The sequence below is a fragment of the Xanthobacter sp. SG618 genome, from assembly GCF_012932745.1.
GTDB lineage: Bacteria > Pseudomonadota > Alphaproteobacteria > Rhizobiales > Xanthobacteraceae > Xanthobacter > Xanthobacter flavus.
Map to the genome: position 1 here is coordinate 670,847 of NZ_JABBHL010000002.1, position 14,854 is coordinate 685,700.

Here is a 14,854-nt window from a genome sequence, read left to right on the forward strand (position 1 = left end):
GCGTCTGGCTGGGTTCGCAGCTGCGCTCGGTGGATCGGTACCCACGGGAAGTTGGTAACACACGGCACGCGCGCTTGAAGTGCCGCGAAATGTGAGGCTAGTGTGCAAATAGGCACAATGCGGGGCCGCGGCGATGGAATGGGACGATCTGCGGTTCTTCCTTGAGCTGGCGCGAACGCGCACGCTGACCGAGGCGGCCCGCCGCCTGGACGTCAAGCACACAACGGTTGCCCGGCGAATCCAGCGGCTTGAACTGGCCGTCGGCGCGCCCGTGTTCACCCGCACCCATGCCGGCCACGAACTGACGCTGCGCGGGCGCAACCTGCTGGTGGAAGCGCAGGCCATCGAAGACCTGTTCCTGAACATGGACCAGGAGGAGACGGCCCCCGGGCCATCGGTCTCGGGCATCGTCCGGGTGGGCTGCACCGAAGGCTACGGCGTCGGCGTGCTCCCCACGGATCTCGCCGAACTGCGCAAGCAGCATCCGAATCTGCGGGTGGACCTGATCGTGCAGCCCCGCCCGATCCTTCTCGCGCGGAATGAGGCGGATATCGTCATCACCATCGACCGCCCGGAGCGCGGCCCCTACCTCATCACGAAGCTCTACGACTACACGCTGCGCCTTTATGCATCGCCGTCCTACCTTGCCGCGCACAAGCCGATCAGGCGCCTGTCCGATCTCAAGGACCACCACTTCGTCAGCTATATCGAGGAGAGCGGTCCGGCCAAGGGGCTTCCGGTGATCTGGAATCTCGTGCAGTCCAACAATCCCGGCATCCGAAGCACCAGCATCTTCTCCCAGATGGCCATCGTCGCATCGGGCGGCGGCATCGCCATCCTGCCGTCATACCTCGTCGGTCAGGACGAGGCCTTCAGCCCGGTGCTGGGCAGCGAGGTCAGCTTCCAGCGGACCTACTGGGTCATGATGCCGACCGAGCTGAAACGGATCGCGCGCGTGCAGGCGGTGTGGCAGTTCCTGAAGCGCACCACCCGGGAGCACAGCCAGCGCCTGATGGTCTAGGCCACCGCATTTACCTGATTTATGCTGTCTATCTTCTCATGTCGCAGTGGAAACAGAGACGAAATGTCGTCGACTTCCATGATGTGATAAATATTGAACCGGTAGGCCGGCCCGAGATCGACCTCCGGGGGCGTAAAGGGAAACGCCAGATTGCCGGCGGTCGACATGCGCCCCTCGAACCCCAGATGCAGCAGATATTGCTTGGTCGTTCGCATCACTTGCATGGCTCGCTCCGGGTTTGGCGCGAGACACTCACCGAGTATGAAGACTTCATGGGGAGAGGGCGGCACGCCGTCGACGTCGAGGGGGCGGACGCCGTCGATGCCATAGAGGCGGAAGGCGAGCTGGTAGTCTTCCGGCGCGTTCTCGCAGACGAGGTCACGCACCACGTCCTTGATCCGGTCGACCACCCCCGCAATGCGGTGAATGAAGCTGGGATCCGCCGCCGCGCACAGCAGCACGGCGCGCGATCCGATGGCGACGGCCCCCTCCAGCTTGATGGTCTGACGCGGAGCGGGGTGAAACTCCGCGCCGGAGACGCGGGTACGCCGCGCGTCCAGCGCTTCGAAGCGGGCGTTGGAGAGATCGACTGCCCCGGCCGGCTCGCGGATGGTGAAAGGGTCGGCCTGTTCATAGAGGCTGTGGCCGGCCACGGAGGCCGGGGTCGCGGCGCGCTCGGGGTTCATGCTCTCAAGCTCGAACCCTTCGCTGTCTATCGTCGCCAAGATCGCGTCACGTCCGCCGGGACGGCAGCAGAGGGACGCGCATTCGACGATTTTCGCCATGTGGATCGCCAGCCCCACCGGAAGGCCGGCCATGATCGGCAAGGCGGAGAAAATCCCGGTATCGCAGGCGCGGCCGGCAATGATCACGTCGGCGCCCGTCCGCAGGGCGCGCTGGAAGGCCTCCACACCCATCTGCCCGACGATGTGAGCCGCGGCATCCACATCCGCTTCCTTCAGATCGGGCATGGTATCCATCGGCCTGATACGGCCGTCCCGCAACGCCGCCTTGACGACGGAGCGGGAGATGTCGGCGGGAATGTAGGCGAGCGTGAAGGACAGGCCATCTTCCGCCGCGATCTCCCGCACCAGCTCCAGCGTGCCTTCGAGATGGGGCGCGGCGCCCGCCGATCCGGCAGAACCGATCACCAGCGGAATGCCCAGCTGCCGCGCGCCGCCGAGGACCCGGCGCAGATCCTGCTTCGTGCTGGCCCGGGAGGTGGCCATCCTGCCGCTGCCGAGATAGGCCGGTCCGATGTCGATCGACCCCATGTCGCAGCCGATCATGTCGGGACGGCGCGCAAGGCCGGCCTCGAATGCCGCCGCGGGAATGCCATAGCCGAGCTGACCCGACGCCCCGAGGATCCGGATGCTGCGCCGACGGCCGGAAGCGATGTCGTCGAGAAGGGCCTCGATTGCGTTCATAATTCTATTCCAAGGAGCGGCACATGCTGCTGGGCGCCGTAGACGTCCCGGTCGCCGGGATCGCCCGACATCACCTTTCGGGGGATCGATATCTTGATGGCGAGCGCCGGCCGGTAGATGTGAACGGCGACCCGCTCCAGCGCTTCGCCATAGCGCCGGGCGACCTCGGCGCGCAGCGCCTCGGCCGCGGCCGCCACGTGGTTGAAGCGCTCCTCGTCGGGAAAGACGAGGTCGAACGTGAGGACCAGCGGCCCGGCATTCTTGCTGCGCAGAACAGACACCATTTGGTCGAGCCGCATGACCCCGCCTCCGGCTGGTGGATCAGTTCGCGCCGACGGCGTGACGGCCGGCGATCCGGCCGAAGACGGCCCCCCGGAGCACCGAGGTCGCTCCGGTATACCGGCCGTAATAGATGCCCATGGTCTCGCCGGCGGCGTAGAGATTGGCGATGGGCTGGCCGTCGTGGTCGACCACCTGGGCATTGGCATTGCAGCGCAGCCCGCCGAAGGTGAAGCAATTGGCCGAGCTGATCGGCCACGCGCGGAACGGCCCCTGAGCGAGGGGCAGCGCCCAGTTCGACTTTGGCGGCGAAATGCCCTCGGTCGAAAGCCCGTCGCACTCGAGCGGCTTGAACGTGCCCGGCCGCGTTGCGGCGTTGAAGGCCGCCACCGTCGCGGCAAGTTTCTGCGGCGGGATGTCGAGCTGGAGCGCGAGCTCTTCCAGCGTGTCCGCCGTGAACGGCTTCTTGTCGCTCCGCACGGTGCGCTGCCAGTTCGGCACATCGTCCAACCGCGCATCGCAGATCACATAGGCGGTTCCGCCCGGCAGCCGCCCGATCAGGCGGGCGATGTTTTCATAGATCGTATCCACCGTGCCCGACGCCTCGTCGACGAAGCGCTGGCCGTCGCGATCCACCAGGATGCCATAGGGAAACACGAAGACGATGGGCTCGGACTGGCCCGACCGGGGATCGATGGGCTCGGCGTGGTATTCGGTGTAGTCGCCGCAGGGCGCCGCTCCGGCTTCGAGGGCCATCTTGATGCCCTCGCCGCGATTGTAGTAGCCGCCCCGGGCAACGGGGCGGATATAGCGCGCCTGCGCCCCGTAATAGCGCGCCTGCATCTCCGAATTGCCCTCGAACCCGCCACAGGCGAGCACCACCTTGCCGAGGAAACGGCGCATGCCATCCCCCGTCTGCGCCATGATCCCGGCGACCGACCCGTCCTCGGCACGTACGAGGCCGCGCGCGCTCGTCTCGTAATGGAAGTCGACGCCGAGCTTCTCGGCGGCGGCAGCAAGCGCCTCGACCAAGGCGAGGCCCCCGCCCACCGGGCAGATGCGGGTGGTGGATGACGTGATGAGATACGTCGCCATGTCGGAGAATTTGATCCCGGCACCCCGAAGCCAGGAGAGCGTCGGGCCGGCCTCCCGCGCGAGCGTCGAGATCACTTCCGGATCGGTGAAAGAGAGCGCCTTCACGATGGGGGACCAATCCGCATAGGGACGGCCGGTTTCCGCGATCAGCGACGGATCGAGGTTCCATCCCGCGTTCTGCATGAAGTGTTCTTCGAAGTCGTCGGAGACTTCGTTTTCGTTCTTCATGCGCATGAAGGCTTCGGTCCAGCGCGTGTTGCCGCCCCGCTCCTCGATGCAGGAGCGCTCGAGGACGGCCACGCGGCGCCCGGTCTCCGCGGCGGAGACAGCAGCGGACAGGCCCGCAATGCCGCAGCCGACAACAACGACATCGTAAGCGTGCTCGATCATAGCTTGACCGCGAACGGATCGCGCTCCTCGTTGGAAAAATCGATCATCACGTTGCGAATGCTGGTGAATTCATCGAGCGCCACGTCGCCGCGCTCACGCCCGAAGCCGCTCTCCTTGAAGCCCCCGAACGGCGCCTGCACGGCGACCGCGCGATACGTATTCACCCAGACCGTGCCGGCCCGGATGGACCGTGAAACGCGCATGGCGCGTTGCAGGCTTTCCGTCCACACGCCGGCGGCGAGGCCGTAGCGGGTGTTGTTGCCGATCTCGATGGCCTCTTCCTCGGTATCGAACGGCAGGATCGACAGGACGGGGCCGAACACCTCCTCCTGGGCGATGGTCATGTCGTTCTGGACATCCTTGAAGATGGTCGGCTGGACGAAGAAGCCCTTGCCGAGCCCCGGGCCTTCGGCGGCGCCGCCACCGGCGGCGAGGGTCGCGCCATCCCGCTTGGCAGCTTCGATCATGCCGAGGATGCGGGCGAACTGGGGCTCGTTGGCGGCGGTGCCCATCTCGGTCGCGGGATCGCAGGGGTCACCGAGCCGGATGCGGCCCGCGCGCTCCACCAGCGTCTCCACCACTTGGTTGTAGACGCCGCGCTGAACCAGCAGGCGCGATCCGGCGATGCAGGTCTGGCCGGTGGCGGCGAAGATGCCGGCCAGCGCGCCGATGATCGCCTTCTTGAGGTCGGCATCGTCGAAGATGATGTTGGGCGACTTGCCGCCCAGCTCCAGGGTGGCCGGCACCAGGGCCCGGCCCGCCACGGCCGCGATCTCGCGCCCCACGCCGGGGCTTCCCGTGAAGCTCACGCGGTCGATCCGGCCCGAGGCCAGCAGCGCCTTGCCCACCCGCGCGTCGCCGGTGACGACATTGACGACGCCGGGCGGGAAGCCCGCGGCCTCCACCAGTTTCGCGAACTCCAGCGTGGTCGCCGACGCGTGCTCGGAGGGCTTGATCACCACGCAATTGCCGGCGGCCAGAGCGGGGGCGAGCTTGTTGGACAAGAGCCCCATGGGCGAGTTCCAGGCGGTGATCAGCACGCACACGCCGATGGGATCGCGCACCGTGTAGTCCAGCGTGTCGCGCTGATCGAGCGGGATGGTCTTGCCCCAGAGCTTGTCCGCATAGCCGGCGAAGAAGCGATACTGCCGCGCCGCGAACAGCATCTGGCTCTGCGTCTCGCGGATGACCTTGCCGTTGTCCGCGCTCTCCAGCCGGCCCATGCGCGGCGCGTCCGCGGCCAAGAGGTCGGCGAGCTTGTTCATCAGCCGCGCGCGCTCGGCGCCGGAGGTCTTGGACCAATGGGTCTCGAACGCCGTGCGGGCCGCCGCGATGGCGTCCGCGACCTGCTGGTCGCTGGCCTGCGCCAGCGAGGCCCATTCCTCGCGCGTGTAGGGGTTGATGGCGGGAAAGCGTTCCTGCCCCGGTTCTTCGACCCATTGGCCGTTGATGAAGAGCTTGTATTGCGTCATGCGAAACTCCGGCGATGTCCTGGATGCGTTTCGGGGCCGGTCAGACGTGACCCGCTGCAAACATCTGTCGTGCGACCTGCGAGTCCGGCAGGAAGGGGCGGGCGGCGGTGATCTGGTTGATGGGCGCGCCGGCGAGCCAGGCGCGCAGGTTCTCGATCGTCTGCCCGTAGAAGATCTCGTAGTTCGCTTCCGTGACGAACCCGATGTGCGGCGTGGCGACCACGTTCGTGAGCGTTCTGAACGGGTGATCCTTCGGCAGCGGCTCGATCTCGAACACATCGAGACCCGCGCCGCCGATCCGGCGCTCCAGGAGGGCGCGGACAAGCGCCTCCTCGTTGACGATCTGGGGACGCGCCGTGTTGATGATGACCGCATCCCTCTTCATCGCCGCGAGCTCCGTGTCGCCGACGAGGCCGAGCGTCGCATCCGTCAACGGCATGTGGATCGTGATCACGTCGGACATGCGGAACAGATCGGACTTGGACACGCATTCCACCCCGTGGGGCGCGGTGCGCTCGGGGGTGAGGTTGGGACTCCAGGCAACGACCTTCATTCCCAGGATCTGGCCGATGCGGGAGACGGGAATGCCCATATTGCCCAGCCCGACGATGCCAAGGGTGAGCCCCGCGAGGTTGCGGCCGAGACCGATCTGCCAGCCGCCCGCGCGCAGCGAGGCCGTCTCCTGCGGCATGCGGCGCGTCAGCGAGAAGATTAGCGCCCAGGTCACCTCCACGGTGGTCTGGTGCAGCGCATCCGTCGCGCACACGACGATCCCGCGTGCGTCGGCAGCAGCGAGGTCGATGGAGCGGGCATTGCGCATACCGGTCGCGAGGATCACCTTCAGCTCGGGCAAGGCGTTGATGACGTCCGCCGGAAAGGCGGTCCGCTCGCGGATGCGCATGACCGCATGGAAGCCGCGCAGGCGCCGGACCAGATCCTCGGACGTCGCCACGTGATCCGAGAAGGCAACCGTTTCAACGCCTGCGATGGCGCCCTCGGGCCAGAACCGCGCAGCCACACCCTGGTAATCGTCGAGTATTGCCACCCGGAAAGGGTTCGGGATGCTGCTCTTGGGATGAGGGCTATTCTCGTTCATCGATACCCCTTGTCAGATCTCTGCTCACAGGCTCGCGCCGGCGGGAGCGCGTTTCACGCTCGGCCCTCGGCTGACCTGTAGATGTGTCCCGGAATCCAGACCCGGCCGTCGAACAGTCGCCGCGCGGTCCTGTAGAAGCTGCCGCTGCGCACCTGCCAGCCGTCCGGTGTCCGCACCACGTCGGCATCGACCGTGAGGACGCCAGCGGGCATCGCCAGCCGCATGGGTCCCGCGGACCGTTCCGGCCGGCGGCATTCGGCGACGACCGACCCGTCCATCTGTGCCGCCGCAGCCGCACACAGCGAAATGGTAAGCGGCAGCGCGCGATGCGGCTGGCCATTGGAGATCGCACGGATGACGAAATCGCCTTCGGTGTCGCCCTCCGCGGAGGCGACGAAACAGATGAAGGGGATGACGGGGATCCGCCGCGCGGCTTCGATATCCGGCGCGATGCCCATCGCGACCGACGCCGCACAGCGGATGGCATCGAGCCTTGCAAGAATGTCGGCGCGCGCGTCCAGCGCCTGGGGCGCCTCGTGGCCGGTGAGGCCCACGTCTTCGGCCCGCACGAAGACGGCCGCATTGGCCGCGTCCAGCATGGAGACCTCCAGCCGTCCCAGGCCCGGCACATCCAGCACGTCGCGCACGGCTCCGGTCGGCAACAGCCTGCCGGTCGAAGCCCCGCCCGGATCGATGAAATCGAGCCGGATGGGCGCGCCCGTCCCGCTCACGCCGGGAATGGCCAGGTCGCCGTCGAACCGCGCACACCCGTCCTCGACGGGAAAGGTCACGTGGATAAGCTTGCTGGTGTTGGTGTTGAAGATGCGGACACGCGCCTCGCCGTCCTCCGGCGGAGCGACCATCCTTTCATCCACAGCGAACGGCCCGACGGCCGAAGTCATGTTTCCGCAGTTTCCACTGTAGTCGACGCGGGGCGCGCCGATGGCAACCTGCGCGAACGTGTAGTCGACATCCGCGTCGGGCCGCTGGGAGGGCCCGACCACGCAGACTTTGGACAGGGAGGAGAGCCCCCCGCCCATGCCATCCAACTGCCGGCCATAGGGATCCGGGCTCCCCATCGCCGCCACGAACAGCGCGTCCCAGGTCGTCCGATCGGGAGGCAGGTCGCGCGCGTGGAACATGAGCGCCTTGCTCGTGCCGCCGCGCATGAAGACTGCTGGAATGGAACGCTGCGCGGCCAAAGCCCTACTCCCCGATCCACACCCTCACCTGCCGCCCGCGCACCCTGTGGGGACGACCTCGAACCTCACCACCTGTGAGCTGCCATCACGCCTTGAGGAGACGGCATTTGGGATCCTTCTGCTCGGGAAACGCCGCCTCTTTCGGAACGGTGTCCACGAACTTCAGGAGATCCCAGGGGTCTTTCGATTCCGCCGGGGTCTTGCCGACGAACCGGTAGATCTGACGCACCACCATGCCGTCCCCGCGGATGAAGCCATCCTTCGTGGACATGTCGTTGATGGGCATCTTCCGCATGGCGGCGAGCACATCCGCGGTCTGATCGGTATTCGCAGCCTTCAGGCTTTTGAAATAGTGGATCAACGCGTTGTAGGTGCCGGCATGCCCGACATCCGGCGGGCGGCCCGTCAGCTTGCGGAAGCGATCGGAAAAGGCGCGGGTCTCGGGATTGAGGTCCCAGTAGAAGGGCGCGGCCACCGGCATGCCCTGGATGCCCTGCGGACCCACCGCCTTCAGGTCGGAATGAAAGGCGAACGGGGCCACCGGACGCATCGTCCTGACAATTCCGAAGTCGACGCATTGGCGCAGGAGGTTCACGAAGTCCTGCCCGAAAGTCACCACCCCGAGAACTTCCGCCTTGGAGGCCTGGGCGGTGAGCAGATGGGATGCGAAATCGGCCTCGCCCACCGGGGGGCGCGAGGTTCCCAGCACGGCGCCGCCCGCAGACTTGATCAGAGGGGTCGCCTCATCCTCCATGATGCGGCCGCCCGCATAGTCGGAGACGATGAAGTACCAGGTCTTGCCGCTGGTCTTCATCGCCATCTCGACCGTGAGGCGGACGATGGTGCGCGCCGTCCAGTTCCAGATGATGGCGTTGGGGGAGCAGTCCTGCTCGATCAAGACATCCGTCGAGGCATTCTGGACGATGTTGATCTTGTTCTTGTCGGCTGCAAGCTTTTGCACACCGAGCGCGACCGCGCTGTTGGTCAGGCCGGTAATGAGGCCGACCCCTTCGATGTCGTACCATTTGCGCGCGATGGAAAGGGCGAGGTCCGGCTTGTTCTGGTGATCGCCGCTGACGATCTCGATGGGGCGTCCCAGCACCTTTCCGCCGAAATCCTCAACCGCCATCCGGGCCGCGATCGTCGTGCCATTCCCACCGAGATCCGAAAACACGCCCGACATGTCTTCGAGCACGCCGATCTTGATGGGCTGAACCTGAGCGCTCGCTCGTCCCGAGCCGGCACCTGTCAGCGCCAGCGCGCCGCCAAACAAGACTGTTCGCCGCGAGACCATCGACACCTCCCATAGGTGCGGCGTGTTGTTTGGACGCTTGATGGCTGGAGCTCTCAACGGGAGACTCGCGGGCGCCGGGCAGCCCTTCGGGCGGGACCGGCGCAGCCACGCAAACGCTGCCGCTACCATTATTGTTGTCGCCGCATCGACGTGCGGATGGTCAAGTCAGTCCCATGCGCGCTCCAAACTGTCAACAGTTTTCCGAAATTGCCGACAGATTGAGCCGTGATTGGCCGATTTTACGTAACTTTTCGTCGCGGACTGTCTGCATGAAATGAAGCGCGCAAACAGCCCGCCCCGGGCAGAGCAAGCCTTCAGGAGGAACGTTGCTGGCGCCGCGCGTCGCGGGGTGCCGCGGCGGAGGCCTGGATCGAGGACAAGGCATTCAAGCGCGCATTGCGGATGTGCCGCCGCATGCAGCCTTCGGCGGCATCCGGGCTTCGGCTGAGGAGCGCCGCGAGAATTTCCCGGTGCTCGCCGAAGGCCTCCTTGGCCCGGCCGGGCTGCGCGCTCGCCCTCAGCCGGTGCAGGCGGAGCTGATAGTAGAGGCCGTCCAGAAGAAGCCGCTCCAGTTGCTCACAGCGGGCGCCCTTGATGATGGCAAAATGAAAGTCATCGTCGCCGATGCCCTGGTGATAGGCCTGCCCGGACGAGATATCCTGCTGCCGCCCATGCTCTTCCAGAAGCGCGCCCAGTGCTGCGATCTCCGACGAAGTCATGTGTTCAGCCGCGAGCCGCGCTGCCATCCCTTCCAGGGCCTCGCGAACGATGAAAAGCTGAGAGACTTCTTCCGGGCGAAAGTCGATGACGCGGATACCGATGCGCGGCGTGCGCATCACGAGGCGCCCCTCAAGGCGCCCCAGCGCCTCGCGAAGAGGCCCCCGGCTGATGCCCAGCTGGCGCGCGAGCTCCGATTCGGACAGGCGCTGGCCCGGCTGATATCGACCGGACGTGATGACCTGCACCAGCTTCACGAAGGCCTCTTCCGCCAGCGAGGTCAACGCGATGGGCTCGATGACGCCAGGCCCCGACTGGGGATCGGAATGGAGCGGGGTCGGCCGGGTGGCCATGGCTGCACCTCTCACGCGTTGAAGGGCACCCCTGCAAACAGGAATCCCGATAAAATAGGCTGCAACCACCATATCACTCCTGCAACTGCTGAAGAAGCTCGCGCAGCGGGCGGAAACGCAAAACTGTTGACAGTTGTCAGAGGCTGGGTCTAGCTGGCGACACTGTCCCTGCCGCGGCGAGAGGAAACGGATGCGATCCGCGCTCGTTCTAAAAAATCTGGTCGCCCGCAGAGCGGCCATCACCGTGCCGGGCACGGCGAATGCCATGTTCGCGCGGGTAATCGAGAACCTCGGCTTCGACGCCATCTATGTCAGCGGCGCCGGCATCGCCAACATGGCCCTAGGCGCGCCGGACATCGGCCTGACCACCCTGACAGAGGTCGTGGAGGCAACGGCCGCCATCGCGGACGCGGTCTCCCTTCCCATCATCGTGGATGCCGACACCGGCTTCGGCAACGCGGTGAACATGGTGCGGACCATCCGCATGCTGGAACGCGCGGGGGCCGCGGGAATCCAGATCGAGGATCAGGTCTTTCCCAAGAAGTGCGGGCACTTCTCGGGCAAGGAAGTGATCACCACCGCCGAGATGGTCCAGAAGATCAAGGCGGCGGTGGACGCGCGGATCAATGGCGACATCCAGATCATCGCCCGCACCGATGCCGCCGCCGTGGAAGGCTTCGACCGGGCGATGGAACGCGCCCATGCCTTTGTCGAAGCGGGTGCCGACATGACCTTCGTCGAAGCGCCCGTCACCGTCGAAGAGCTGGCCCGCATCCCGCGCGAACTTCCCGTGCCGCAGATCGCCAATATCGTCTTTGGCGGTCGCACGCCCGATCCGGGGCGCGAGCAGCTGGCGCAGATGGGCTTCTCGCTGGTGCTCTACGCAAACGCCGCTTTGCAGGCGGCGCTGAAGGCCTCCTACGAGGTTCTTGAGGCGCTGAAGCGGGACGGCTCGCTCACCAGCGTCAGCCACCGGCTCGCCACGTTCGATGAACGCCAGAAGGCGGTCGCCAAGGATCATTGGGACCAATTGGAGACCCGCTACAGCGCCGTTCCCTGAAGCAGGGAGCCCGCCGGCCCATTTGCGACGACGCGTGCAGAGGCCTCGATCAACAAGAGGCCCAACCACATCTGGGAGGACGAAGATGATCTCGGCCACGAGGCGCCTATTCCTGAGTGCCGCCGGCATTGCGCTGCTGGCGTTCGCATCCCCCGCAAGCGCGCAGAACCCGAAGCTGCGCGTCGGCGGCACGCCGAACTATGGCCCGGTCCTGCCGATCATGGCGGCGGAGAAGCTCGGCCTGTTCAAGAAGGCGGGCGTGGACGTCGAGTTCTCCGGCTACCAGGGCGGCAGCGCCTCCATGGAGGCGCTTGCGGCCGGCGAGGCCGACATCGTCAACTTCATCCCCCCGGGGCTGGCGCTGGCCCGGGCACGGGGCGTGAAGGCCAGGATCATCAGCGCGGGCACCATCACGCCGCGCGGATGGTGGGTCATGTCGCGCGAGGATTCTTCCATCAAGACCATCAAGGATCTGGTGGGCAAGAAGGTCGGCACCAGTTCGCCCGGCGCCGCCACCGATTTCTTTGCCCTGTGGGTGGAGAGCCAGTCGGGCGGCACCTTCACCCGCGTGCCTGTCGGCGGCTCGGGCCTCATTCCGAACCTGACGGCCAAGAATGTGGACGCGGTGGTTGCCTTCCCGCCGGTGTCCTACCGCATCGCCAGCTCGGGGTTGGGACGCGTCGTCGTCGACCTCGGCGCAGCCATGAAGCCCAACGTCCCCGATGTCTGGGTCGCCTCCGACGAGGCCATCGCGAAGAAGCCCGAGGCGGTGAAGAAATTCCTCGCGGCCTTCTATGGTGCCGTCCGCTACATGCAGGAAAACCGCGCATGGACGGTCAAGTTCATCGATGAGGCCACGAAATTCGGCGAAGCCGTCGCCGGCGAAGAGTTCGACAATACGGTGAAGGGTCTTTCCGCCGACGGTGCGTTCAAGCAGGAGTGGGTCGAGGAATCCCTCAAGCTTGCGACGCTGGCCGGGATGAAGGAGCTGCCACCGGCAACCTCGCTCTACACCACCGAGTTCGTGCCGGTCACTCCGCTTTCGCCCTGACCGGTCATGACCGCACCGCCGCACAGCTGGCGCATCCGCGCCGTGCAGTTCGGGGCCGTGGCGCTCGTCGCGGCCCTGTGGGAATTCGCGCCGCGGCTCGGCCTCGCCGATCCGACGCTGTTGCCGCCGTTCTCCGAGGTCCTGAAGCAGCTTATCACGCTGCTCTCCGAGGGCAGCGTGATGAAGGATCTCGCCATCACCGCGAGCGAGGTCGCCCTCGCCTTCGCCATCGTCGCACCGCTCGGGGTGGGTTGCGGCCTGCTCCTCGCCGAAAACGACTATATTGGACGGGTCTTCAAGCCCTTCTTCTATTTCCTGGCGAGCGTTCCGAAATCGGTATTCCTGCCGGCCTTCATCCTGCTGTTCGGCATCGGCTTCGGGCAGAAGGTGGCGTTCGGCGTCTTCCAGGCCATCTTCGTCCTGGTCATCAGCACTGTTGCGGCCGTGACGAGCGTCGAGCCCGAGCTGGTGAAGCTCGCCCGCGCCTACGGTGCCTCGCGCGCGCGGATCTATGCAGAGATCTACTGGCCCTCGATGCTTCCGTTCATCGTCGAAGGCATGCGGCTCGGCGTCATCTTCTCCATCACCGGCGTGGTCTTTGCCGAAATGGCGGTGGCGCGCGCCGGCATGGGCGCCCGGATCGCGACCTGGGGGCAGACCTTCCAGATGCCGGACCTCTATGCGGGGGTCCTCCTGGTCTCCCTGCTCAGCATCACCGTCAACGAGGCCCTGCGCGCCTACGAGAGAAAGGTCGGAAAATGGCGAGGCTGATGGCCGGCAAGCTCGACGCGGCGAGTGATGAACGCGGCGCCGCCGGTGCCGGCCGGGCCGCACCCATGCCCGCCGATGTCGCCGTGGAGCACATCACCCACACCTATGGCGCCGGCGGCGTGAAGGCGCTCGACGACGTGAACTTTACGGTCGAGCGGGGGCGCTTCGTCGGTCTCGTCGGGCCGAGCGGCTGCGGGAAGTCATCCATGCTGCTCATGCTCGCGGGCCTGATGCAGCCGAGCGAAGGGCGCATCCTGGTGGAGGGGACATTGCTCTCCAAGCCCGATCCAGAGCGCGTCGGCGTGGTGTTCCAGGAGGCAAGCCTTCTGCCGTGGAAGACCGCGCGGGAGAATGTCGAATTTCCCCTGAAGGTGCGCGGCATCGGCAAGACCGAGCGGCGCGCCCGCGCGGACGCCTTCCTCGACCTCGTCGGCCTCTCGGAATTCAAGGACCGCCTGCCCAATCAGCTCTCGGGCGGCATGCGGCATCGCGTTTCCATCGCCCGCGGCTTCTGCCAGGACCCGCACATCCTGCTCATGGACGAGCCCTTCGCCGCCCTTGATGAGCAGACCCGCATGACCATGGGCAACGAGCTGCTGAACATCTGGGAGAAGCGCCGCAAGACGGTGATCTTCGTCACCCACAGTCTCACCGAGGCGGTCTATCTGTGCGACGAGGTCGTGGTGATGAGCCATCGGCCTGGGCGGATCCTCGAACGCATCGAGATCGACCTGCCGCGTCCGCGCACCTACGAGATGATGGCGACGGAGAAGTTCGGGCGCCTGCGCGATCACATCTGGCGCCTCATCCGGAAGGACTGACATGACCTCCGACGCATCCGGGGCCGCGCGCCCGCTCGTCAGCGTCCGGCAGCTCCAGCTCCTGCTCCTCGCCGGCCTGATCGCCGCGTGGGAAATCCTGCCCCGGGCGGGGCTGGTGCCGCCGGTCATTCTCGCGCCCTTCTCGGCCACCATCGAGGTCGGCTTCACCTCGTTCGGCATCTTCGCGCCGGCCCTGCTGACGACGCTGGGCGAGATCGCGGCGGGCCTCGTCATCGCCTATGCGGGCGGGGGCGTCATCGGGCTGGTCCTCGGCAGCGTGCGGGGGCTTCGGCTCACCCTGCTTCCGCTGCTGTCCTCGGCCTATGCCATTCCCTTCGTGGTCATCTATCCGATCCTGATCGCCTGGATCGGCATCGGCCCACAATCCAAGATCTGGTTCGGCGGCATGTACGGCCTGTTCCCCATGGCGCTGGCGACGGCGGCGGGCGTGCAGCTCGTCGACGAGCGCCTCCTGCTCGCGGCGCGCAGCATGGGCGCGAGCCGGCGCCAGCAGATCCTCGAGGTGATGATCCCCGCGACCCTGCCGGCGCTCGTCGCCGGCCTACGTCTCGGCGGCGCGCTCGTGATCATCGGCGTGGTGGTGGCGGAGATGCTCGCCTCCACCGGCGGCATCGGCTTCCTGATCACCCAGTACCGCACCATGTTCCAGACGCCGCAGGTCTATTTCGGGGTGCTCATCGTCCTCGTTCTCGCCGGCGGCCTCGACTGGATGATCGGCCGGCTGGAACGCTGGGCCACACCTGCCCACCGGACCCGCGAGGCCCGCTGAGGCGCCGCGCAGCAG

The 14,854-nt window shown here is 66.4% G+C and carries 14 protein-coding genes; 6 read left to right on the forward strand and 8 right to left on the reverse strand.

Annotated features, from left to right (window positions below; translation table 11 throughout):
* Positions 1 to 133 precede the first annotated feature (133 nt).
* On the forward strand, positions 134 to 1,021 hold the full coding sequence (locus FHT36_RS08515) for a LysR family transcriptional regulator (protein WP_169122037.1): 888 nt from the start codon (positions 134 to 136) through the stop codon (positions 1,019 to 1,021).
* On the opposite strand, the gene FHT36_RS08520 is transcribed toward FHT36_RS08515, so the two are convergent.
* From FHT36_RS08520 to FHT36_RS08555, 8 genes are all read right to left on the reverse strand, one after another.
* Positions 1,018 to 2,448, reverse strand: coding sequence for an acyclic terpene utilization AtuA family protein (locus tag FHT36_RS08520; protein WP_210257626.1), 1,431 nt, complete (start codon positions 2,446 to 2,448; stop codon positions 1,018 to 1,020). The two genes, FHT36_RS08515 and FHT36_RS08520, sit on opposite strands and share 4 nt — an antisense overlap.
* Positions 2,445 to 2,747 (reverse strand): DUF4387 family protein, encoded by a 303-nt coding sequence (locus FHT36_RS08525; RefSeq protein ID WP_169122038.1) that lies wholly within the window; start codon positions 2,745 to 2,747, stop codon positions 2,445 to 2,447. The genes FHT36_RS08520 and FHT36_RS08525 overlap by 4 nt, the downstream gene beginning before the upstream one ends.
* 22 nt (positions 2,748 to 2,769) lie before the next feature.
* The gene (locus FHT36_RS08530) at positions 2,770 to 4,212 is read right to left on the reverse strand and encodes an FAD-dependent oxidoreductase (RefSeq protein WP_169122039.1); all 1,443 of its coding nucleotides are present in this window, start codon (positions 4,210 to 4,212) and stop codon (positions 2,770 to 2,772) included.
* The gene (locus FHT36_RS08535) at positions 4,209 to 5,684 is read right to left on the reverse strand and encodes an aldehyde dehydrogenase (protein ID WP_169122040.1); all 1,476 of its coding nucleotides are present in this window, start codon (positions 5,682 to 5,684) and stop codon (positions 4,209 to 4,211) included. Before FHT36_RS08535 ends, FHT36_RS08530 begins: the two co-directional genes overlap by 4 nt.
* 40 nt (positions 5,685 to 5,724) lie before the next feature.
* Entirely contained in the window at positions 5,725 to 6,780 is a 1,056-nt protein-coding gene (locus FHT36_RS08540; protein ID WP_169122041.1) for a D-2-hydroxyacid dehydrogenase family protein, read from the reverse strand.
* Positions 6,781 to 6,833: 53 nt separating this feature from the next.
* Positions 6,834 to 7,982: a 2-methylaconitate cis-trans isomerase PrpF family protein gene (locus FHT36_RS08545; protein WP_169122042.1), complete on the reverse strand. Its 1,149-nt coding sequence runs from the start codon at positions 7,980 to 7,982 to the stop codon at positions 6,834 to 6,836.
* Between the two features lie 85 nt (positions 7,983 to 8,067).
* Positions 8,068 to 9,405, reverse strand: coding sequence for an ABC transporter substrate-binding protein (locus FHT36_RS08550; protein ID WP_169122043.1), 1,338 nt, complete (start codon positions 9,403 to 9,405; stop codon positions 8,068 to 8,070).
* A 185-nt stretch (positions 9,406 to 9,590) separates the two neighbouring features.
* On the reverse strand, positions 9,591 to 10,346 hold the full coding sequence (locus tag FHT36_RS08555) for a GntR family transcriptional regulator (RefSeq protein ID WP_169122044.1): 756 nt from the start codon (positions 10,344 to 10,346) through the stop codon (positions 9,591 to 9,593).
* 190 nt (positions 10,347 to 10,536) lie between these two features.
* Here FHT36_RS08555 and FHT36_RS08560 point away from each other — a divergent pair, with 190 nt between their 5' ends.
* From FHT36_RS08560 to FHT36_RS08580, 5 genes are all read left to right on the forward strand, one after another.
* Positions 10,537 to 11,406 carry an oxaloacetate decarboxylase gene (locus FHT36_RS08560; RefSeq protein ID WP_169122045.1) on the forward strand — a complete coding sequence of 290 codons (870 nt, stop codon included), beginning with the start codon at positions 10,537 to 10,539 and terminating at the stop codon, positions 11,404 to 11,406.
* An 85-nt stretch (positions 11,407 to 11,491) separates the two neighbouring features.
* A complete protein-coding gene (locus FHT36_RS08565) occupies positions 11,492 to 12,457 on the forward strand; it encodes an ABC transporter substrate-binding protein (protein ID WP_169122046.1) in 966 nt (321 codons plus the stop codon).
* A gap of 6 nt (positions 12,458 to 12,463) precedes the next feature.
* On the forward strand, positions 12,464 to 13,228 hold the full coding sequence (locus FHT36_RS08570; protein WP_169122047.1) for an ABC transporter permease: 765 nt from the start codon (positions 12,464 to 12,466) through the stop codon (positions 13,226 to 13,228).
* Positions 13,216 to 14,049: an ABC transporter ATP-binding protein gene (locus tag FHT36_RS08575; protein ID WP_246702088.1), complete on the forward strand. Its 834-nt coding sequence runs from the start codon at positions 13,216 to 13,218 to the stop codon at positions 14,047 to 14,049. Before FHT36_RS08570 ends, FHT36_RS08575 begins: the two co-directional genes overlap by 13 nt.
* A 1-nt stretch (position 14,050) precedes the next feature.
* Positions 14,051 to 14,839, forward strand: a complete 789-nt coding sequence (locus FHT36_RS08580; RefSeq protein ID WP_169122048.1) for an ABC transporter permease — start codon at positions 14,051 to 14,053, stop codon at positions 14,837 to 14,839.
* The last annotated feature ends 15 nt before the right edge of the window (positions 14,840 to 14,854 follow it).

Coding starts and splice junctions, on each gene's coding strand:
- FHT36_RS08540 (WP_169122041.1), bottom strand. CDS start 6,780: ATGAACGAGAATAGCCCTCATCCCAAGAGCAGCATCCCGAACCCTTTC.
- FHT36_RS08560 (WP_169122045.1), top strand. CDS start 10,537: ATGCGATCCGCGCTCGTTCTAAAAAATCTGGTCGCCCGCAGAGCGGCC.
- FHT36_RS08565 (WP_169122046.1), top strand. CDS start 11,492: ATGATCTCGGCCACGAGGCGCCTATTCCTGAGTGCCGCCGGCATTGCG.
- FHT36_RS08515 (WP_169122037.1), top strand. CDS start 134: ATGGAATGGGACGATCTGCGGTTCTTCCTTGAGCTGGCGCGAACGCGC.
- FHT36_RS08580 (WP_169122048.1), top strand. CDS start 14,051: ATGACCTCCGACGCATCCGGGGCCGCGCGCCCGCTCGTCAGCGTCCGG.
- FHT36_RS08520 (WP_210257626.1), bottom strand. CDS start 2,448: ATGAACGCAATCGAGGCCCTTCTCGACGACATCGCTTCCGGCCGTCGG.
- FHT36_RS08530 (WP_169122039.1), bottom strand. CDS start 4,212: ATGATCGAGCACGCTTACGATGTCGTTGTTGTCGGCTGCGGCATTGCG.
- FHT36_RS08550 (WP_169122043.1), bottom strand. CDS start 9,405: ATGGTAGCGGCAGCGTTTGCGTGGCTGCGCCGGTCCCGCCCGAAGGGC.
- FHT36_RS08570 (WP_169122047.1), top strand. CDS start 12,464: ATGACCGCACCGCCGCACAGCTGGCGCATCCGCGCCGTGCAGTTCGGG.
- FHT36_RS08525 (WP_169122038.1), bottom strand. CDS start 2,747: ATGCGGCTCGACCAAATGGTGTCTGTTCTGCGCAGCAAGAATGCCGGG.
- FHT36_RS08535 (WP_169122040.1), bottom strand. CDS start 5,684: ATGACGCAATACAAGCTCTTCATCAACGGCCAATGGGTCGAAGAACCG.
- FHT36_RS08555 (WP_169122044.1), bottom strand. CDS start 10,346: ATGGCCACCCGGCCGACCCCGCTCCATTCCGATCCCCAGTCGGGGCCT.
- FHT36_RS08575 (WP_246702088.1), top strand. CDS start 13,216: ATGGCGAGGCTGATGGCCGGCAAGCTCGACGCGGCGAGTGATGAACGC.